The sequence below is a fragment of the Yersinia sp. J1 genome (assembly GCF_050586585.1).
GTDB classification, from domain to species: domain Bacteria; phylum Pseudomonadota; class Gammaproteobacteria; order Enterobacterales; family Enterobacteriaceae; genus Yersinia; species Yersinia entomophaga.
In genome coordinates, this window is the sequence record NZ_JBOBDP010000005.1 from 175,939 (window position 1) to 195,367 (window position 19,429).

Genomic DNA, 19,429 nt, shown 5'->3' on the forward strand with positions numbered 1-19,429 from the left:
GTATGAAAATTTTAAGCCTGCGCCTAAAAAACATTAACTCATTACAAGGCGAGTGGAAGATTGATTTTACCGCCGAGCCTTTTGCCAGTAACGGTCTTTTCGCCATTACTGGCTCAACCGGTGCCGGAAAAACAACGTTATTAGACGCGATCTGCTTGGCGCTGTATCACCAAACGCCACGGATAAAAGTCTCACCCAGCCAAAATGAGCTCATGACACGCCACACCGCTGAGTCACTGGCGGAAGTGGAATTTGAGGTAAAAGGCGTCAGCTATCGCGCATTCTGGAGCCAACGACGAGCAAAAAACTCTCCTGAAGGCAATCTGCAAGCTCCTAAAGTCGAGTTAGCCCTATGCGCGGACGGTAAAATACTGGCGGATAAAGTCGGTGATAAATTGTCACTTATCGCCTCGATTACCGGGTTGGATTTTGGCCGTTTCACTAAATCCATGATGCTATCTCAAGGGCAGTTTGCCGCCTTTTTGAACGCCGATGCTAACGATCGCGCCGAGCTGCTGGAGGAATTAACCGGCACAGAAATTTACGGTCGCTTATCCGAGCAGGTCTTTGAAAAGCATAAACAGGCTAAAGCCGAGCTAGATGCCTTATATTTACGAGCCAATGGCATTGAGCTGATGAATGAAGAACAGCGGCAGGATTTACAACAACAGTTAGACGCGCTGCATCAGCAGGAACAACAGTTCAGCGTCGAATTGCTCAATCTGCAAAATCAGGTCGCCTGGATTACGGTTTTGCGCCAGTTGCAACATAATGTGCAGCAATACGCTCAACAACATCTGCAGGTGGAAGAAGAGTATCAACGGGTTCAGCCCGATCTCCAGCGTTTGGCGCGCAGTGAACCCGCAGAAAAACTGCGTCCATTGCAACAAGAACGGGATCGCTGCCTGCAAGATTGGCAGCAAGCGCAGCAACATATCGCAACCTTAAAACAGCTGCAACAGCAACAACAGCTACAGCTCTCGCCGCTGACGCTAGCCTTGGAGCAGGCCACCAGCGCCCAGTTACAGCACGCTGAACGACAGCGCGAGAAGGAAACACTGATTGAACAGCATATAATTCCGTTAGACAACCATATTGCCGCTCAACGGAAAACCTTGTCGCAACTCGATGAGGATAAACTTCAACAGCAGAATAAAACGCAGAAAAGCCAGCAACAGCTTGAACAAGATGAACGCCTGCTAATGGAAACTCATCAGGGGCTGCAACAGTTAGCTGACTACATTCAGCAAAATACTCATCATCAACATTGGGAAAAGCATCTGCCGCTCTGGAAAGAACAGTTCCGTCAACAGCACAGCCAACGCCAACAACTCGCTGATAATCAGCAAATTTTGCAACAACAAGCGGCGCAGATTGTTGAGCTGCAACAGAAATTCGCCGTACTAAGCGCTCAAGGCGTACAGCAGCAGGCTGCATTGGCGCAAGCCACAATGCAGGCTGACGCCAGCAAACAACAGCTGGAGGCGCTAGAAAAACAGCAACCTCAGGCACAATTGCGTCAACGGCTTGCTGAACTTGGCGAGCAAAGAAATACCCGTCAACGGCTCGCAGCCTTATCGCCGCTGGCTCTACAGCTACAGGCCCAACATCAGAAAAACCAACAATATCTGCTCGATCAAAACCAGAAACTGGTACAACTCGAGCAGCAGCTGATAGAAAAAAGACAGCAATACGCCCAACAAAAACAGCACCTTGCTGATTTGGAAACGCTATGGGATCGCGAAAAACAGATTGTGACGTTGGCGGCAGAAAGAGCCAAATTGCAGTCAGGAAAAGCCTGCCCACTGTGCGGATCCCTAGAACACCCGGCTATAGCCGAATATCAAGCGGTAAAACCGTCTGAAACTGCGCTGCGCGTGGAGGCACTACGTGCGCAGGTTGATGAGCTGTCTAAGACGGGCAGCGGATTAAAAGCCGAAAAAGAAAATCTGCAGCAGCAGAAATCACGTCTGGAACAAGAATTACGACAAAGTGGTCTGCAGTTAGCTGAACATCAGCAAAACTGGCTGGCGCTGACCGCGCGGCTAGCTCTGAATTTCACTCTGGATGAACCGGCTCAGTTAACTGCGTGGCTAGAGCAACAGGAGCAGGAAGAGCAAGAATATCAGCAGAAACTGTCCGAATTTGAGCGACTCAACCAACAATATCAGCGAGCTAAAGACGCATTGGTTCAAGCCGAGCAGAATCAGCAGAAGAACCTGAGTGAAGTCGGCCTGCAACAACAACGCCTGCAAAACATTCAGCAATCTCAGCAGCAGTTACAGCAGACCGACCAGCGTCAGCAGGACGAATATCGACTGCAGCAACAGGATTTCCTCAATACATTAATCAATCTCGATCTACAGCAGCCGGAGCCAGAGCAGCAAACTGAGTGGCTAGATCTGCGGGAATATGAATGGCTGCGCTGGAAGCAGAATCAGCAGAATCAGCAACAGCTGGTATTACAACAAAAAACGCTGGAAACGCGGATAGAAAGCGAACGCCAGCGCCAAAAAGAATACCGCGACCAATTATTGAATATTGAGCAAAAGCTCAGCCAGGCAAACCGTGCGTTGCAGCAATATATTCATCAACGTCAAGAGCTGTTTGGCGATAAGGTTGTTGCCGACGAACGACAAAAACTGCGAACAGAGCAACAGCAAATCGAGCTAGCGCAAAAGGCCGCCAACGAAGCACTGCAACAGTTGCAGTCTCAGTTGAGCCGATTGGGCGGTGAATTAGCTCAACTGGAACAGCAGTTGCAGCAATATCAGCAGAAGGCCACCCAAACTCAGGCCGAATTCCAACAGGCTCTTGCCGCCAGCGAGTTTGATACTGAAGTCGCTTTTGCAGCAGCTTTATTAGATGAAGGCCAACGCCACTCTTTACTTCAACTGCAACAGCAGTTGAATGAACGCTTGCAAGAAGCAGTAATCCGCTTGCAGCAAGCGAATGACAGCCTCAACCAACACCTGAAACATTGTCCGTCAGGTATCTCCCCACACAGCGATTTATCCGAACGGCAAGGAATTGCAGAGCAGATGGCTCTGCAGCTAAAAGCTAACACCCTGCGTCAGGGGGAACTGCGTAATCAGTTAGAGAGCGATACACATCGACGTGCCAGCCAATCAGCCCTGTTCGAGCAGATAGAACATAACCAGCAGCAATACGATGACTGGAGCTACCTCAATCAACTTATTGGTTCAAAGGAAGGGGATAAATTCCGTAAGTTTGCTCAGGGCTTGACTCTCGATCATCTGGTTTATCTGGCTAATAACCAGCTTAACCGACTGCATGGCCGCTATTTACTCCAACGGAAAACCAATGATGCACTGGAGTTACTGGTCGTAGACACCTGGCAGGCCGATGCCATTCGGGATACCCGCACGCTTTCAGGAGGTGAAAGCTTCCTGGTCAGCCTGTCTCTGGCATTAGCACTTTCCGATCTGGTCAGCCATAAAACCAGTATCGACTCGTTGTTCCTTGATGAAGGCTTCGGTACTTTGGATGCCGAAACGCTGGATACCGCGCTGGATGCTCTCGACAGCCTGAATGCGACGGGCAAAACCATCGGTGTGATCAGCCACGTCGAGGCAATGAAAGAACGCATACCGGTGCAAATCAAAGTTAAGAAAATTAATGGATTAGGCATTAGCAGGCTTGATAATGCTTTTGCAGTTAATTAAGCGCAGAGTTATGGAAAGATGAAGCAAGAAGCAGCCAAAATCCAAGCTCAGACCGTAAGATTACTTCATATCAACTCGTGAATGCCTAGTGAACGTTGAATCTAGAGTTTGTGGCATTAGGTAAATTAGCACCCTTTGCTATTAATCTAATGCCGCTTTCGCCAACCAATAGCCGCTTATTACAGGTTGAGAAAAGCGGCTATTCATATTCTCTAATACATAATGAAATTAAGCGTCACATAGAGATCTAGCATGTATTGGGTATTGGGTATTGGGTATTGGGTATTGGGTATTGGGTATTGGGTATTGGGTATTGGGTATTGGGTATTGGGTATTGGGTATTGGGTATTGGGTATTGGGTATTGGGTATTGCGCATAAATATAGCCATTGATGGACAAAGGCAACGGACGAGGCTATTAGCCGCCAAACTGCCCTGATAAGATTCCTGATATGCCTGTAGCCGCCCGAAGGAGCGACAGTCAGGCAATCACACTATTGCTGTGGCCACAGCCATGCAGCACCACGCACGCCGCTGGAGTCACCGTGTATCGCCTTGTGAATCGGCGTTTCACACTCCCCGCCGAATACCCACGGACGTATCAAATCAGGCAATGTACGATACAAACGATCGACATTACTCATACCGCCGCCCAATACAATCACATCCGGATCGAACAGGTTAATCACGTGAGCCAGTGATTTCGCGAATCGTTGCTCATAGCGTTGCATCGCCTGCTCGGCAATAACATCGCCTTGTTCCACCAGAGTAATGATTTCATGTCCTTTCAAGAGATTGCCGCTTAAACGAAAATAATCCATAGCAAAGCCCGTACCTGACACAAAGGTTTCGATACAGCCCTTCTTACCGCAATAGCAGGGAACCTCTAATTGATAACGTTGTTCATCCTCATCCTGCCACGGCAACGGATTATGCCCCCATTCACCGGCGATACCGTTTCCACCAGAATGAACACGCCCGCCAATAGCGATACCCGACCCACAGCCAGTACCAATAATTGCCGCAAAGACCAAATGTTTCCCTGCTCCGGCACCGTCTGTCGCTTCGGAAACAGCCAGACAGTTAGCATCATTAGCCAGTCTGACCGGACGGGCAAGCAAGTCAGATAAATCGCGATCCAACGTCTGCCCATTCAACCATACCGAATTGGCATTTTTTACTTTCCCACTAAAGGGGGACAAAGTGCCCGGAATACCTACGCCAACGCTTCCTTTTTCGCCAGTAGCTACCTCCGCATCCGTAACCAAACCGGCAATAGCCGATAACGTTTGATGATAGTCATGACGAGGCGTTTCAATCCGCTTACGAAAAAGCTCTCGCCCATCATTCGCCAGTGCAATGACTTCTATCTTAGTACCACCCAAATCTATACCAATGCGCATTGCGCCTCACCTCATTGAGCTGATGACTTTATTTTCAGCGAAATTTTTTAACGGAGTCACGCATCATTCCGCAAATTCAGACGTGCCGATTATTAGCTATTGCATACTAGTTTGGACAATCATTAGGTATCTCACAATCTTTGCATTTATCTATTTGACGCTACCGACAATTTAAATAATTCATCACCCTCAGCGAGCCATGCGTTGTAGTACTTTTTCACGCAATATTTCGATTCAGCCCCCAATTCATCACGCTATTTTGCTAGGGACTGCGGCTTCAATTCGTTATCATGCCGCCCTGCGTTTGATTAACACGCGTGCTTTAAGCGCGCCCGAGCTTGGGATAACACTATGCTGTGGTTTAAAAATTTAATGGTTTACCGTTTGAGCCGGGAAGTTTCACTGTCTGCGGACGAAATGGAAAAACAGTTAAGCGCCCTTTCTTTCACCCCTTGCGGTAGCCAGGATATGGCCAAGACCGGTTGGGTGCCTCCGATGGGCTCTCACAGCGATGCTTTAACCCATACAGTTAATGGGCAAATCATTATTTGTGCGCGTAAAGAAGAAAAAATCCTGCCTTCACCGGTGATTAAGCAAGAGCTACAGGCCAAAATCGAGCGTTTGGAAGGTGAACAGCACCGCAAACTAAAGAAAACGGAAAAAGACTCGTTAAAAGACGAAGTTCTGCATAGCCTGTTACCGCGCGCTTTCAGCCGTTTTAACCAAACATTCCTATGGATTGATACGGTTAACGATTTGATTATGGTCGATGCGGCCAGTGCCAAACGCGCCGAAGACACGCTGGCGTTGCTGCGTAAAAGCCTGGGTTCGCTGCCTGTCGTACCTTTAACTTTAGAAAACCCTATCGAACTAACATTGACCGAATGGGTTCGCTCCGGTGAATTACCTGCCGGTTTCGCGTTGATGGACGAAGCAGAGCTGAAGGCTATTCTGGAAGAAGGCGGCATTATCCGCTGCAAGAAGCAGGCTTTAGTCAGCGATGAAATTGCGGTACATATCGAAGCGGGTAAATTAGTCACCAAATTGGCACTTGACTGGCAAGAACGCGTGCAATTGGTGCTGTCTGACGACGGTTCGCTCAAGCGCCTGAAATTCTCAGATACACTGCGCGAACAAAATGATGATATCGATCGGGATGATTTCGCCCAGCGTTTCGACGCCGATTTTATTCTGATGACCAGCGAACTGGCAGCATTGATCAAAAACCTGATTGAAGCTCTGGGTGGCGAAGCGCAACGCTAAGTTTGCCGCGCATTTGAAGACGTTGCCCCCTCTGGCATGGAGAGGGCAATATTTTGATTAGCTTAGGTATTTACACAGATAAGCAGAGGCTTCTGCAACTTGCAGGTTAAATTCACTCTGTCCAGGAATGTAAAAAGTTTCTCCCGGCATAAACACCTGCCAGTCAGGAGAGCCTGGGATCAAGACTTTCAATGCCCCAGTAATTACCGTCATTTCCTCGGGTTGGGCGGTACTAAAAGTGTATTCCCCTTCTTCCATTACCCCAACGCTCGCGCGCCCAATGCTGCTACTGTCATAACCGATGGACTTCACTTTCCCGGTAAAATATTCATTAAATTTCAGCATAGTTTGGCACCCGCATCCTAATCATTGATGAGATTTCATATTAGGGTCACAGCATTGATTCTGTCACTGATTATTACGACAAAATGCGATCGCAAGCCGATTCACTGGGGTGGTTGCTGATAAAGCGTACAATAGAGGCAAAAAAACCGGGGCAATCGACCCCGGTGATGATAACAACAGAAGAATTATCTAATCACAGCGTTACATAATCAGTTCAGCAGCCAGCTTCGCCACCAGCACGTTCGATAACAAAACCGGTATTTCGAGCCGACGCTGTAAAAAATCGCGATGTTTTTGGTGATAGCCAATGCAATCCAACACAACAACCTGTGCCCCCTGTTGCAGCAGCGTTTGCGCAGCTTGCTCAAGTGCCTGCTCATCGGCCAAATAAGGGCTGGCGATGGCAAAACAGGGAGGTGACGCCAGCATTTCCCACTTGGCGGCCTGCTGTTCGATTTGCTCTGAGAGTGGCACTACGATCCCGACCTGATGATCGCTGACAATCGCCGCGATCAAAGGCGGAATGATGCGATCCGGCTCCAGCAGCAGTGCCTCTCGGGTTTTCAAATGATGAAACTGCCCGGTGCATAGCAGTAAAATAATGCGACATCCCTGCGCTTCAAGTTGCTCAATTTTCTGCTGTAAACCGCGTTCCACTTTGCTTGCAGCCAAAGAAACCTGAGTGCCATCGCTCAAACGCGAAACCAGCACATGGTCGCCGCGCTCAATTGGCTGATATTGTTCCTCTACCTGTTTCCAATCCAGCCCATCCAGCAGGCCAATATGCATAACCTCATCCGACGGTAGGTATTGGGATAACAGCGGCATAATATCGCTGCGCGGTGCCTGACCTAGGGTTAATGTTGCCAATGACGCATTCATAGCGCGGCTTCGCCATGTTCGGGATGGCGTTGTTGTAGATGTATCAAAGAGCCATAAAGTGCAATAAGCCGTGCATATTCGGATTCGTCATAAAACTGACAGGTTCCACGGCCAAACTCTTTCGCTACTTCTACGGCAAATTTTACCGCGAGCGCGATATCTGTCTCATGGCTGGCACCGGTTCCACAGCCGGGTACTACCGACTGAGTACAAATGGCGACGCCAACCACCGGCGCTGAAGTGGCCGTTGAGGGCTGCATAATACTGTTTAGGTGATGCACACCGTTACCATAAGGAGTGATATCTGGAATAGTAATAGGGAATGTAACGGCATGGCTTCCGCTGGTCATCTCCATAATACGTAGCAAATCTTCGGCAACGCGCAGGATATAACCTTGCTTAACTGTAGGGGATAACGCATAGCCTTTATAATTGATGATGCGATTACCTTTAGTGGTATCAATCGATAAAATCGCATCGGCTTCCAGCATCACCTCGTTATCATTCATGGTGATGTCATCAATAGGGGAATCCATAAAATCGACGGGATCGTGTGGCCGAGTTGGCGCATTGGGGCAAATGTGAGTGGTTATCACCACATCACCGGCCAAAATATCGCCTTTACTACGCATTTCCGCCAGTTTAAGCGCGCTGGCAATGGCTGCAATGGCACCGTCAGCATCAGAAACCACACCAATGCGTTCAGGCCGCGCACCAATACCGCCCAAACGGCCGATAATGCCCAGCGTTGGCGCCGTGCCACCCAGTGTTTTACCCGCACTTCCCGCAATCTCTATTCGTACAAAATCCGTGCTGCCTTTTGGCCCAGTGGCGCGGACCGTGCTGGCCTTAACTCCTGAATAATCAACAAACAGTTCCACGATATCCTGACCAGAAACATGGGCACTATCAATCATTTCAAAAACGCGTAATGTTTGTTGCAAGCTCATCAGGACTATCCTTCATCATTAGGTCTCAGCAGGCAGCGGCATAGCTATTTGCCCTTACTGGATAAAATGGAGCTAAAGAAGTTGTACAATGCGTCGCCGGCAATAAAACCTGCCGCCATAATTTGCATTGGTGTACGCCCCTTTTCACCCCAACATTTAGTAATCAAAATGCGCAAAGCAATTCCTAGCACCACAGCCCAACCGGCTAGCGCGTTATTGATCAGTAATCCCGTCGCCAGCAGTATCCCAAGTTGACGTTTTGGGCCGCCAATCAACTGAATAATTGCGCCTGGAATAGCCCAAATCATCAGGCTAAACGCAATGCCTGGCTGCGCACCGGCCTCAATGGTTTTGGCATAAACGCGCGCCATCGGCGGCACTAAATCCTGTGCGAAATACCCCATATGAGTGAACCACACCACCGGAATGGCGATAACAAAAGCAATCAGCGCCGCAAATAACTGGATTTTCCGCCCTATCAGCTCCTGCTTCAGATCTTTACCGTATCCTCGCAGAATAAATCCGGCTTTCAGATCAAAGCCCATATCAGCAAAAGCAGGCCCAGTTGCAGCTGTAAAACCGGTTAAGATGCATAATGCCAACGGCGGAAAGCCGATCAAAATACCGACGATCAGTGTGATCAAAGCAACGGCAAAAGCTGGGAACCAACCGGAGTGCATAGCTGCAATGCCAACGATCAGTTCGTGAATAAAAGCGGCAAAAGCGGCATAAAAAATAAAACCGATCAACATGCCGGTAGACATATCGCTGTAAAGCCCACCAGCCAGCGCCAGCAAGGCCGCAATCACGACATAACCCACGGCACCTATACCGAGCGCTTTACGAACCTCCGTTGCCGGTTGGGTATAGTTCTTTTTATCCGATACTTTCTTGCTACGAATCACCTGGATGACCTGAATCAGAGCCACAAATCCTGCTCCGACCATCACTCCGTGGGGAATATAATTGGCATTAATATCAAATCCGATAAGCGGTTCAATATAGGCACGAATCAATAATCCCACGCCAAACATGCTTAATGCCCAAATATTACCGATAAAGGCGGTGCCAAAAGCGGCCATCGGAATTTTGAATATGGCCCCGACGACGCCAATTCCCACGCCGACGACCAACAGCCAGGCATGACGGCCCCCTTTGTCACCGGCTTTAATCGCTTCTGCTGCTGCAACGCCCGGCGGCCAGGCATTCTCTGCTGGAAAAATTTTGGTATCGAATAATCGATAGAGTAAATAGGCATCCAGTAACATCGCGGCGGCGACGCCACAAAACATCGGTAAAATTAGCTCTGGCTGCCCCATAACATAAGGAACAGCAATAGGCATCAACAGACTATTTGCAGCACCAAAGGTTGCCGACGAAATAACAGTTTGTGCCAGGTTTTGTGTATGAATGGATCGATAGCGTTGAAAAAACTTTAGAGGGATACGAGCCAATAACATGGCAAATAATGCACCAATGATTGAAGTATTGGGTGTCACCCCTAAAGTTGTAATCAATTGGACGCCAATAATTGCGCCAATACTAGAAAGAAATATCATCACTACCAGCGTGCCGATATCCCTTAGTTGATTCCCTGATGTTTGCTCCATTTTTATCTCCCTGAGTTCCGCTGGTGTTAGCGCTAGCTATCAAATAACACGATAATATTAGTTCCCTGGTGAGGCGCTAATTAGGTTATTATTAATGGCCAAACTCCTATCAATGGAGTTTATTTGGCTCACAGGTCTTCCCATGGAGAAATAAAGCAAATAAAAAATATTTTTTAAATAAAGTTAAAATTTGCAAATCTTAGCTAGCTATAAATTATTATTTTTCAACCAGTAATCATCATTTAATTTCTCAGCTAATAATCTGGTTGTAGAAATTAATGCTTCAACATATTCACTGGGGTAAAACGGGGGTTCATCCGAACTCGGAAAAGACAAACATAGCCCAATCGTTTCACTGCGATGCTTATTGCTGATATTAGTCGCTATTGAGCTAACGCCTTGTAAAGTCTCATTACGAGCAAAAGTCCAGCCGACCTGGCGCGCCGTTGCCAACTTATCTAATAATGCTGCCAGATTCTGCGGAGCATTGGCAGAGCGTGGTTTATAAGAGCCAAAATGTTCACGAACCTCATCGTCACTCTGGCGAGCCAAAATAGCCCGACCCACTGAGGTTTCCGCGGCAGGAGAACGGGTACCAACCGGCGTAACCACCGGTAAAAATTGTTGCCCCTGAAACATTCGCAAAACCATAATTTCCTGCCCATCCAACGCAGAAATATAACCGGTGCAGCGCGTTATTTGACTCAATTTAATCATCATTGAAGCCGCCATATCGACTAAAGGCGTAGAGAGATATTGGCTGGATATTGATAATAATAAACGACCAATATGATACAACCGCGTATCCGGATCTCGCTCTAATAAACCTTCCGATTCCATCGTCATTAATAAACGTGACGTCGTACTTTTTGCCAATCCTAATTGGTTAATAACATCGCTAAAGGAAATACCCGGATGAGCATGCATGACGTTTTGTTTGGAAAATAACTTTAGTACTGCCGAAGCATTTTCTAATGTGCTCATTTTAAATGAGTTCCAATATATGAAACTAAGTTCCCGATTGAATGAAATAAAACTAGAATCCTTCTGTCATATCGTCAAGTTTTTTATTTAATTTAAAATACAATAATTAGCTAACACACATACTTTATAATGAAAAATTGAAATTTTTATCGAAGTAAAACGAAAAAATACAAGTTTAATTCTCATTAATTAATTAGTGGCAGGATAAAGCTCTGATAACTACAAAGATGTAATTACTCAAAATTATGAAAATAATGCTCTGATATTTAATTACCTGTAGAAACTAAATAACGCCTCTCTTACAGAGTCTTTGCTGAAAATATGGGCTTTGCTGAAAATATTGACTGAAACCCTGTTCACATTTTCAGTACAACCGAAAGTCAGGCGGATAAGTTAGAGATTACGTAAGATATAAACGGCCAGTGAAGCTTCAAATACAATGATGGAGATCGACCAGAAAGCCGGCATGAAGTTACGGTGTTGACGGAGATAAAGCTTGATATGTCTCATCAGCCTCGCCTTAATTGGCATCCGATGCAGGTAAACAGAGGATTTACACTGAAATTATTACGTGGGATATAATTGTACTCTTGCTATACAATTCAGACAATAATGACGAGAAAAGTCACGACAAAAACATGCCACTCCCCTGACTGACGACTCTAGTGAGGAAACACCGTTGATAGAAATGAAAAACGGCGATAAATCGCCGTTTTAACTCAGATTTTCACCTGTAGTAAATTATTTCACCGTGGCATCAGCCAATAATTCCAGAATTTGTTGTACCACTGACTGTGGGGCCTGACTGGCATTAAGAACATAATGGGCAACCTCTTGATACATCGCCTCCCGAACAGCCAGCACATCCTGTATTTCTTCAGCAATAGGTTTACCAGTCAAACTCGGCCGCTGCGCGTCTTCAGGCTCCTCGGCTAATCTTTCGGCCAGAATATCCGCCGGCGCACGCAGGTAAATCACTATCCCCTGACGACGCATAAATGCCCGATTCTCTGCCGCGAGTACCGCGCCGCCTCCGGTAGCCACCACGGTTTTAGGTACGGTAACTTCCTGTAATACCAAACTTTCCCGCAGCCTGAACCCTTTCCAACCCTCTTTGGCTACCACTTCTGCCACCGTGAGCTGGCTGCTTTGCTGCATAAATAAATCTGTGTCGATAAATTGATATCCCAACGCCTGCGCCAACGCTTTCCCTATCGTTGTTTTACCCGCACCGCGTGCACCTACCATAAAGATAGTTCGAGTCATTGCCTGATCGTCCTTTTGCATCAAATTCTCTGGATAAGGTTTATGCATTAAAAAACCGGTCACCACCATGGACCGGTTCCACAGAAAGTAAACATTTGCTGGCTTATCGACAGCCAAAGCGAATCATACCTGTAATTAGGAGTAGTGCAAACTTTACGAAACCGTAAATTATACGATACACCCTATTTCCAATTACCCCTCAATAACCTGAGGGGCATTTTGTATCAAAAATCTACGCTGGCTCTCAACACAAACTGCCGAGGCTCGCCTATCGCCACGCGATAACGGTTACCGCTGGAAGGATAGTAGGTTGTATCGAACAGATTTTTCACATTAAGTTGCCATTTCACTCGGTAATCCTGAATTGGCAAGGTGTAAGCGATAAAGGCATCGGCTACGGTATAGTCGTCCAGAGTAAAGCTGTTTGCTGCATCTCCCGCCCGCTTTCCGACATAACGCACACCTGCGCCAACCCGTAAGTCGTCCCCACCATACAGTCCGGTCGAACCCATTTCTTTGGTCAGGAACAAGGAAGCGCTGTTGCGTGCCACGTTCGCCATCTGATTGCCTTTATTTTTCGGATCTTCCGTCACCCGCGCATCGGTGTAGGCGTAGGTAGCAACGGCGCTGACGCTATCGGTCAATTGCCCCGCCACGTCCAGCTCTACGCCCTGCGAGCGAACGCGACCTGCGGTTCGGGTCACAGTTTCAGTGCCGATAAGCTCATTCACCATGACATTACGTTTGGCAATATCAAACAGTGCCAGAGTTCCGGTCACTCCGTTGGCCATTTCGACCTTGCTACCCACTTCCCAGGATTGTCCTTGCTCCGGCGGCAATTCACCGATCTGGGTCGCAATGGATGAGTTGGGTTTGAAGGATTCGCTGTAACTACCGTACAAAGACACTTCTGGCGTCAGCTTGTACACCACGCCAGTGCGTGGAATCAATTTGCTATCCGAACTCTGTGTATTGATGATAAACGGACGCCCTTTGCCAGCAAAAACGTCAAAGCTGTCATAACGCAGCCCGGCTAACAAAATCCATTTATCACCCAATTCAATAGAATCCTGCGCAAACCAGCCATAACTTTTAAGATTTTCACGCTGATCGCTGTCTTTAGCACTCACCTGCGTAGAAGGCTGCATCAAGCCGTAAATCGGATCGTAAATATTAAAATCGGAGTTTTTCTTACCGCGAATCATATCGCCGCGATAGGTACGGTTATCTTCATAATCAAACCCGACCAATACTTGATGACTCACGCTTCCCCAAATCAAATCTCCGTTCAAAGTTGCCTGCACCGCTTGTGCACGGCTTACTGCGCTGGCGGTGGCGTCAGCCTGACGGGTTAGTACGCCGGTATTTTCATTCAGAGACAGTGCCCGAGCCTGATTATCGCTATAGCGATTGCGGTTATAAGCATAGGTCAGGGAGCCTTTCCAGCTATCATTCAACACCTGATCTATCTGTAGCGTAATATTGTCCTGATCGCCGCGCGTAGCGTTAAAAGGCTCGTCGAAACGGCGTTTACGTGTCGTATCGACCGGTTTGCCTGTGCGTGAGTCAATAATTGTGCCGCGATCGAAAGGCGTGAGGTATTCCATATGTTCGTAGGCCAAACGCACGGTTGTCGTTTCGCCATACCACATCAGTGACGGGGCGATAACCGTTTGACGATTACGGCCAAAGTTACGCCAATAATCGGTTTCATCGTGATCGACAATCATACGGTAAGCAAAACCGGATTGCCCCAGCGGGCCGGTCACATCTAACTGACCGCCACCACCGTTAAAACTGCTGCCCCAACCTTCTACATGAGTACGCTGCGCCAGCTGCGGTTTCTTGGTGATAACGTTGATGACGCCACCCGGCTCTCCCATGCCATACAACATTGAGGCGGGCCCTTTCAACACTTCTACCCGCTCGGTAGTCGGAGTGAAATTACGAGCCTGCGCCGACCGTACGCCATCCCGTAAAATCGATCCGTCGCGGTTATCGCCAAAGCCGCGTTTCATCAGCGCATCCTGCGTACCGCCCAACGTATTGGACTGAGTGATACCACTGACGTTATATAACGCTTCATCAATATTTCTCACCGCCTGATCGCGCAATACCTGCGGAGCGACCACATTGACAGCCTGCGGAACATTCAACAAGTTGGTTGAGGTTCGCGTTCCGGTCGTTGATGTGGTGGGCTGATAGCTGTCGGAATCTTCTTCGCTAAGCTGGCCAATCACCACCATTTTGGTTTTTTCACTGTGCGGCGCAGTTTCAGCTTGAGCGGCTGGCATCGCCACCAGCAAAGGCAGACCGAGCCAAGGCAAGCGACGAATATCACTGATTTTCATTGTTGAGGTTACTCCAATAAGTCCCTGAAAAAGTTAACGGCAAAAATTGTTCATATAATTGTTGGAATGTTTTTTGTGGGTCGATATCGGCAAAAAGATCGGGGTAAAACGCTTTGGCAAACATCTCCACCGCCACAACGTGGTAAGGGCTGAGATAAAAGTTGTGCCACATGCTGTAGGCACGGTGCTGCTGAACGGCATTCAAGTGAGAAATGATGGGCTGCCCGGCCATTAATTGCTGAAAACTGTGTTGAGCCTGACTGGCGCTCACCATCGGCCCTAATTGCAGGCTGGAAAGACGCTTACCCGTTGGGCCAGCCATACCGGTTGCAATATAAACGTCTGGGTTGGCCATCAGAATGGTTTCAGGATTCAGCTCGCCATAGACAGTTTTAATTCGCGAGCGAGCAATATTGTCCCCACCAGCGAAATCAATTAAATCGCCCAAGCTACCGCGGGAAGCGGTGGTACAGCAGCTTTCTCTACGCCCCAGATGCAACTGAAGCATCACCGTGGGCTTCGGACCCTGATGTTGTGCCAGCCGTTGTTGGATAACCTGCATATGTTGCTGATAAAAAGTGATGAACTGCTCGGCTCTAGCCTGACGGTTCAGTAACTCCCCCAATAATCGGATGCTGGGAACCGTGTTATTCAGCATATCGACGCGTAAATCGACGTACACCACCGGAATACCGGCTTTCGATAATCCGCTAAGCATGACTTCTTCATCGGCATCATTTTTGGCATAGCGCGGCAACACCACCACGTCGGGATGAAGCTCTATGATTTTCTCGACATTTATCTGACGGATATTCCCCTGCGCGATAATTGGGACTTTTTCAATATCAGGGAATTTCTCAACGTACTGCTGCCAACTTTGAGCATCGTAATAGGCTAAATCCCCCGGCCAGCCGATAATTCGCTGAGCCGGATTGCCCTCTTCAAGTAACGCTAAGGTATAGAGCATTCGGCTCTCGCCTAAGATGATGCGCTGGGGATTCTCAGGTACTACAACCTGACGCCCCATAATATCCTTGAGTTTTTTTGCCTGAGCGTTAAATGACATTAATAACAGGCAGGTTATTAATATTCTTGAAATTATTCCCATGATGTTTCACTAAAAACAAACAATCGCGCATGATAATAGTTCTCACTTGCATTTTCAAATTATTTGAAATTAATAAAACGCAAAAAGAGGAATGCACGGTGAAGCATTCCTCTAAACTATTTTATATTTCTGTTTGACCATTTATCTGTATTCCATACTGCACCACCTTTGATTAACAAGGTTCGCGCGGCTGGCAGATATAAACCAAGGCGGGAGGGAAATTTCGGACTACGCGCATTTTCTTCCAGGTAAAATAGCGAGATAACAAAGGCTCGGACAAATGACTATATTGAAACAGTATCAATGAGCCATTGCGTTGCCGTAACCTTTGTTGAGTTTGCTGCAATATTTTCATGCTGATTTTGGTTGGAATAGACAGTAAAGGCAGGCAACAGAAAATGGCGTCGTAATGTAAATCCAACAGCTCTGCCGAACGCGCCGCAACCTGTAAACGCGGATCGTCAATTTTATTTAATTCATCAATAAAGTGAGATTGAATTTCATAGGCCTGTAGCCTGGCATCCTTTTCCATTCGCGATAAAATCCGCCGGGTCAAAACACCATCCGCAGCCCCTAATTCCGCGATTGTCATCGCCGGTATCCACTCAACCTGATTTAGCATGGTTTGGCACAGCCAAGGAGATGAAGGCGCCAAAGTGCCAACAGTACGCGGAGAGGCAATAAACCGCTGAATATATGAGAACTGACTTTTAAAATTACGTCGCACGGTGTTTAACATAGCCTGTCCCATTAAGTCCGGATAGACCACCATAACACCTTAAAAACCTGAATATCTCTTTAAGATTGTTCTAAGAGTCAGGTATTTTTTTCGTAAAAAAAATAGCCTATTACCGTCATACAAAGCGCTTCCCTCCTGGTTAAAATATTATTCGGCTAATCTTAGATAATAAAAATTGGCAAATAAAAAGAGCCCCAATTGGAAGCTACAGCCTGCTAGAGCTATAACTTTCAATCAGAACCCTTACGCCCTCAGCGAAATTTGAGGGATATTTTAAGCGCTAGGAATTTATTGATTAGCGATAAATTTCAGCACTGGCCGTATAGTAACTTGAATCACCTGGGGAACTGATGCCAATGACACGATAGTGGCTGGCGCCGTCAGCAACGGCCTTGGCATTCAATGCGGCCTCAACATCGCTTGGTGAGCCGCTGATGCCGGATACGGAAACTACGCCCATTGCCTGCAATTGGCTCGCCTGTTCGCGATTAACTTCTTGGGCTGCCAGGCTTGAAAAAGAAGCGCTGGCGATAAACGCTGCGGTAATAAAGGTTAATAGTTTCATTTTAGCTCCAACTTTCTGATTATTCTCAGTGTTCAGTGAGATTAATTATGCGAAGAATAACGAAAGCGGACGTAATGCTGAGTAAATAAACTCAATCATTGTGGGGAAACTAAGGAGGAATTGAGTTAAGTTATTTCGCCAAAGGAATGGCTAATAACGGTAGCTATATAGCCAACTTTGCCCTCTAATAAAACAACCTTTGGGGTTGGCTTAAATCAAAGGGTAAACAGCGTCAGCGAATGATTGTATACATGCACAGAAATGCAATTGGCGATTTTGCTGCCATTACCGAACGTCATGAATAGAGGGAAAAATGGTAATATTAAGAGAGTTGGCTTCAGAAGAACTGGATGCCTACCGACATTTCTTTATTGGGGAGTACGCTGAAGATCTGAGCGCTAATTGCGGCTACAGTCAGGATAAAGCACGACATCAAGCTCACTTATCCTTCGTTCAATCGCTACCAGACGGTATTAATACGATAGGAAATAAAATTTACCGGATTGAAAATAACTATAGGCTAGTGGGTTATCTTTGGTACGGATTAAATGACGGCGGCGCTTCGGTTTATATTAAGGATTTTTGCATATTGCCTGAATTTCAGCGGCAAGGATTTGGAAAAGCCAGCCTGCAAGCTTTAGAAGCAGAACTCGTCACTCAGGGAATTTTTGAAATTAAGCTACGGGTAGCGGCAGATAACCCACGAGCCAAAAAACTGTATGAACAATTAGAATTCACCGTTACCGGATTCAATATGGTTAAAACACTAAACAAACCATAGCTTGTTGTTCACCCTGGCAACGGCTCATCATAAAATAATTGCTCTTCACTGCGAGGCAAAGACGCCAGTAGCTTTGAAGCTATTTTTAGCAATACCTATCATACTGACTCGATACAGTCTGAACGCTGGGAGTGGTTAAGCCAGGACTGATTTCATGCAGGCAGGATTAACTGCATGAAATATGATGGTCGTTATTCACCATCCAAATGCTGTAATTGATTTCGATAAGATTTTACTTTTTGGCGCTTCTTAAACCAGATGGTAAATGACACCACAAAAATACCGCCAGCCAGCGTCAAAACGCCCATTTCTTGCTGATAAAACAGCATGATAATAAAATAAACGGCAGAAATAATTGCAATCCACTTCGCCGTATGACCAACAGAGTTTTTTTCATTAGTCAGACGGCGGATATGCTCTTCCTCGCTAATTCCCATCATTTATTCCCTCTGTGAGTGAACTTATAATATTGGGCCAGACGTATGATAATACAACATAATTTTCTGTTTTAATTTTCATCGCTCAGGAAGAATCTGATTGACCTTTTTCAATCAAAAGAGTTTACGAGAATGCGCCTTCAGTTATCGCCGCTAGATTCCATCCTGAAATTTTCTGGACTTGAAGCTTTGCTGCTTTTCCAGCTCAAAGATAGCTCGCTGCAACCCCTTTTCCTGCATTGGAGACAGTTTGGGAAATTTAAAACTCAGGCGCGTCATTGTGACGGTTTCGCCTTTGTTACTAATCACTTTTTTATCTACTGCACGTATGAATTGCAGGTCCAGATCAAAAGAGCCAAACTCACCGAGATCCAATAAAGAGCCGCGAAGAATCTCACACCCTTCCAACGGCAACTCACTGTCTTTATTGGAAAACATGCCTACACCGCCCAAAGAGATATCCGTGAGTGTGTGCTTAAAAGCGGTGCCATTAGGAAACTTGCCAGTACAATAAAAAGGTGGCCATTGTGGGATGTTGATTCGAAAATATTCGCGCCGTTGAATAAAGTACAAAGAATCGGGAATTGGGCTGCTAAACGCGGGTAGACCGAAATAGGTGATCTCTGTTTGTGTGGTGCAGGAGAATTCAATTTTGGCACCAGCAGGTTCGGCAATAAAAGTTAGCTGTTCGGAATCCTGTGCTAACAGATTTTCACGTTCAACGCTGCCAAAATCAAAAATGAATTGATTAGCATCTGGATGAACTTCCAAAATGCGGCTGATAAATTGCCCACGGGAGTGCGTCACCATTATAGCGGTATTATTTTTTTTCAGATCCCGCAAAATTGCGCAAATAGCTAATCGATTCTTTTTAACATACTGTTCTTTCGATATCTCACTCACCTGCCGATCCCCACCAAGAATTTTTGATTGAATTACCCTAGAGAACACCGCAAAGAGTATAACCGTCAATCAAATTATCGGCAGAAGTTAGGAAACATTTATTGACTCTTATCCGATATGGCACAAATTTCTGCAATTGGCTGCAAATGAAAACGGG

17 protein-coding genes are annotated in these 19,429 nt (G+C 46.7%); 4 read left to right on the forward strand and 13 right to left on the reverse strand.

All coding sequences use genetic code 11. The annotated features are described in order from the left end of the window. Positions 1–2: 2 nt before the first annotated feature. Together ACQ4OC_RS10630 and ACQ4OC_RS10635 are read left to right on the forward strand one after the other, a co-directional pair. Positions 3–3,686: an AAA family ATPase gene (locus ACQ4OC_RS10630; protein WP_120806676.1), complete on the forward strand. Its 3,684-nt coding sequence runs from the start codon at positions 3–5 to the stop codon at positions 3,684–3,686. A gap of 252 nt (positions 3,687–3,938) precedes the next feature. Then, positions 3,939–4,124, forward strand: coding sequence for a hypothetical protein (locus ACQ4OC_RS10635; protein WP_430971158.1), 186 nt, complete (start codon positions 3,939–3,941; stop codon positions 4,122–4,124). Positions 4,125–4,179: 55 nt separating this feature from the next. Here ACQ4OC_RS10635 and mak read toward each other — a convergent pair whose 3' ends face one another. After that, entirely contained in the window at positions 4,180–5,088 is a 909-nt protein-coding gene (mak, locus tag ACQ4OC_RS10640) for a fructokinase (protein WP_064514138.1), read from the reverse strand. A gap of 351 nt (positions 5,089–5,439) precedes the next feature. Between mak and rdgC the strand changes: the two genes are divergently transcribed. After that, the gene (gene rdgC / locus ACQ4OC_RS10645) at positions 5,440–6,351 is read left to right on the forward strand and encodes a recombination-associated protein RdgC (protein ID WP_064514140.1); all 912 of its coding nucleotides are present in this window, start codon (positions 5,440–5,442) and stop codon (positions 6,349–6,351) included. Positions 6,352–6,408: 57 nt separating this feature from the next. Here rdgC and ppnP read toward each other — a convergent pair whose 3' ends face one another. The 10 genes from ppnP to ACQ4OC_RS10695 form a co-directional block, all read right to left on the reverse strand. Next, positions 6,409–6,696: a pyrimidine/purine nucleoside phosphorylase gene (gene ppnP, locus ACQ4OC_RS10650; protein ID WP_049598469.1), complete on the reverse strand. Its 288-nt coding sequence runs from the start codon at positions 6,694–6,696 to the stop codon at positions 6,409–6,411. Positions 6,697–6,897: 201 nt separating this feature from the next. Further along, entirely contained in the window at positions 6,898–7,578 is a 681-nt protein-coding gene (locus ACQ4OC_RS10655; RefSeq protein WP_120806675.1) for an AroM family protein, read from the reverse strand. Further along, entirely contained in the window at positions 7,575–8,528 is a 954-nt protein-coding gene (locus tag ACQ4OC_RS10660) for a DUF1177 domain-containing protein (protein WP_064514144.1), read from the reverse strand. The genes ACQ4OC_RS10655 and ACQ4OC_RS10660 overlap by 4 nt, the downstream gene beginning before the upstream one ends. A gap of 44 nt (positions 8,529–8,572) precedes the next feature. Continuing rightward, positions 8,573–10,138 carry an OPT/YSL family transporter gene (locus ACQ4OC_RS10665; RefSeq protein WP_064514147.1) on the reverse strand — a complete coding sequence of 522 codons (1,566 nt, stop codon included), beginning with the start codon at positions 10,136–10,138 and terminating at the stop codon, positions 8,573–8,575. A gap of 207 nt (positions 10,139–10,345) precedes the next feature. Then, entirely contained in the window at positions 10,346–11,122 is a 777-nt protein-coding gene (locus ACQ4OC_RS10670; RefSeq protein WP_064514149.1) for an IclR family transcriptional regulator, read from the reverse strand. A gap of 741 nt (positions 11,123–11,863) precedes the next feature. Then, positions 11,864–12,388 (reverse strand): shikimate kinase AroL, encoded by a 525-nt coding sequence (gene aroL / locus ACQ4OC_RS10675; protein WP_064518297.1) that lies wholly within the window; start codon positions 12,386–12,388, stop codon positions 11,864–11,866. Positions 12,389–12,612: 224 nt separating this feature from the next. Next, positions 12,613–14,739, reverse strand: coding sequence for a TonB-dependent siderophore receptor (locus tag ACQ4OC_RS10680; protein WP_430971159.1), 2,127 nt, complete (start codon positions 14,737–14,739; stop codon positions 12,613–12,615). Then, on the reverse strand, positions 14,726–15,847 hold the full coding sequence (locus ACQ4OC_RS10685; protein WP_064514151.1) for an ABC transporter substrate-binding protein: 1,122 nt from the start codon (positions 15,845–15,847) through the stop codon (positions 14,726–14,728). The genes ACQ4OC_RS10680 and ACQ4OC_RS10685 overlap by 14 nt, the downstream gene beginning before the upstream one ends. A 172-nt stretch (positions 15,848–16,019) precedes the next feature. Further along, a complete protein-coding gene (locus tag ACQ4OC_RS10690; RefSeq protein ID WP_120806681.1) occupies positions 16,020–16,586 on the reverse strand; it encodes a class I SAM-dependent methyltransferase in 567 nt (188 codons plus the stop codon). A gap of 295 nt (positions 16,587–16,881) precedes the next feature. After that, complete coding sequence (locus ACQ4OC_RS10695; protein ID WP_064514153.1) at positions 16,882–17,151, reverse strand: DUF1471 domain-containing protein; 270 nt, start codon at positions 17,149–17,151, stop codon at positions 16,882–16,884. A 313-nt stretch (positions 17,152–17,464) separates the two neighbouring features. Between ACQ4OC_RS10695 and ACQ4OC_RS10700 the strand changes: the two genes are divergently transcribed. Further along, positions 17,465–17,932 carry a GNAT family N-acetyltransferase gene (locus ACQ4OC_RS10700; protein ID WP_064514155.1) on the forward strand — a complete coding sequence of 156 codons (468 nt, stop codon included), beginning with the start codon at positions 17,465–17,467 and terminating at the stop codon, positions 17,930–17,932. Between the two features lie 191 nt (positions 17,933–18,123). Here ACQ4OC_RS10700 and ACQ4OC_RS10705 read toward each other — a convergent pair whose 3' ends face one another. Together ACQ4OC_RS10705 and ACQ4OC_RS10710 are read right to left on the reverse strand one after the other, a co-directional pair. Further along, entirely contained in the window at positions 18,124–18,369 is a 246-nt protein-coding gene (locus ACQ4OC_RS10705; protein ID WP_064514157.1) for a hypothetical protein, read from the reverse strand. Between the two features lie 153 nt (positions 18,370–18,522). Continuing rightward, a complete protein-coding gene (locus ACQ4OC_RS10710; protein WP_064514159.1) occupies positions 18,523–19,272 on the reverse strand; it encodes a flagellar brake protein in 750 nt (249 codons plus the stop codon). Positions 19,273–19,429: the final 157 nt, after the last annotated feature.

What these genes read in the sequence shown, in the direction of transcription:
- ACQ4OC_RS10630 (WP_120806676.1), top strand. Translation starts at nt 3, where the DNA reads ATGAAAATTTTAAGCCTGCGCCTAAAAAACATTAACTCATTACAAGGC.
- ACQ4OC_RS10635 (WP_430971158.1), top strand. Translation starts at nt 3,939, where the DNA reads ATGTATTGGGTATTGGGTATTGGGTATTGGGTATTGGGTATTGGGTAT.
- mak (WP_064514138.1), bottom strand. Translation starts at nt 5,088, where the DNA reads ATGCGCATTGGTATAGATTTGGGTGGTACTAAGATAGAAGTCATTGCA.
- rdgC (WP_064514140.1), top strand. Translation starts at nt 5,440, where the DNA reads ATGCTGTGGTTTAAAAATTTAATGGTTTACCGTTTGAGCCGGGAAGTT.
- ppnP (WP_049598469.1), bottom strand. Translation starts at nt 6,696, where the DNA reads ATGCTGAAATTTAATGAATATTTTACCGGGAAAGTGAAGTCCATCGGT.
- ACQ4OC_RS10655 (WP_120806675.1), bottom strand. Translation starts at nt 7,578, where the DNA reads ATGAATGCGTCATTGGCAACATTAACCCTAGGTCAGGCACCGCGCAGC.
- ACQ4OC_RS10660 (WP_064514144.1), bottom strand. Translation starts at nt 8,528, where the DNA reads ATGAGCTTGCAACAAACATTACGCGTTTTTGAAATGATTGATAGTGCC.
- ACQ4OC_RS10665 (WP_064514147.1), bottom strand. Translation starts at nt 10,138, where the DNA reads ATGGAGCAAACATCAGGGAATCAACTAAGGGATATCGGCACGCTGGTA.
- ACQ4OC_RS10670 (WP_064514149.1), bottom strand. Translation starts at nt 11,122, where the DNA reads ATGAGCACATTAGAAAATGCTTCGGCAGTACTAAAGTTATTTTCCAAA.
- aroL (WP_064518297.1), bottom strand. Translation starts at nt 12,388, where the DNA reads ATGACTCGAACTATCTTTATGGTAGGTGCACGCGGTGCGGGTAAAACA.
- ACQ4OC_RS10680 (WP_430971159.1), bottom strand. Translation starts at nt 14,739, where the DNA reads ATGAAAATCAGTGATATTCGTCGCTTGCCTTGGCTCGGTCTGCCTTTG.
- ACQ4OC_RS10685 (WP_064514151.1), bottom strand. Translation starts at nt 15,847, where the DNA reads ATGGGAATAATTTCAAGAATATTAATAACCTGCCTGTTATTAATGTCA.
- ACQ4OC_RS10690 (WP_120806681.1), bottom strand. Translation starts at nt 16,586, where the DNA reads ATGTTAAACACCGTGCGACGTAATTTTAAAAGTCAGTTCTCATATATT.
- ACQ4OC_RS10695 (WP_064514153.1), bottom strand. Translation starts at nt 17,151, where the DNA reads ATGAAACTATTAACCTTTATTACCGCAGCGTTTATCGCCAGCGCTTCT.
- ACQ4OC_RS10700 (WP_064514155.1), top strand. Translation starts at nt 17,465, where the DNA reads ATGGTAATATTAAGAGAGTTGGCTTCAGAAGAACTGGATGCCTACCGA.
- ACQ4OC_RS10705 (WP_064514157.1), bottom strand. Translation starts at nt 18,369, where the DNA reads ATGGGAATTAGCGAGGAAGAGCATATCCGCCGTCTGACTAATGAAAAA.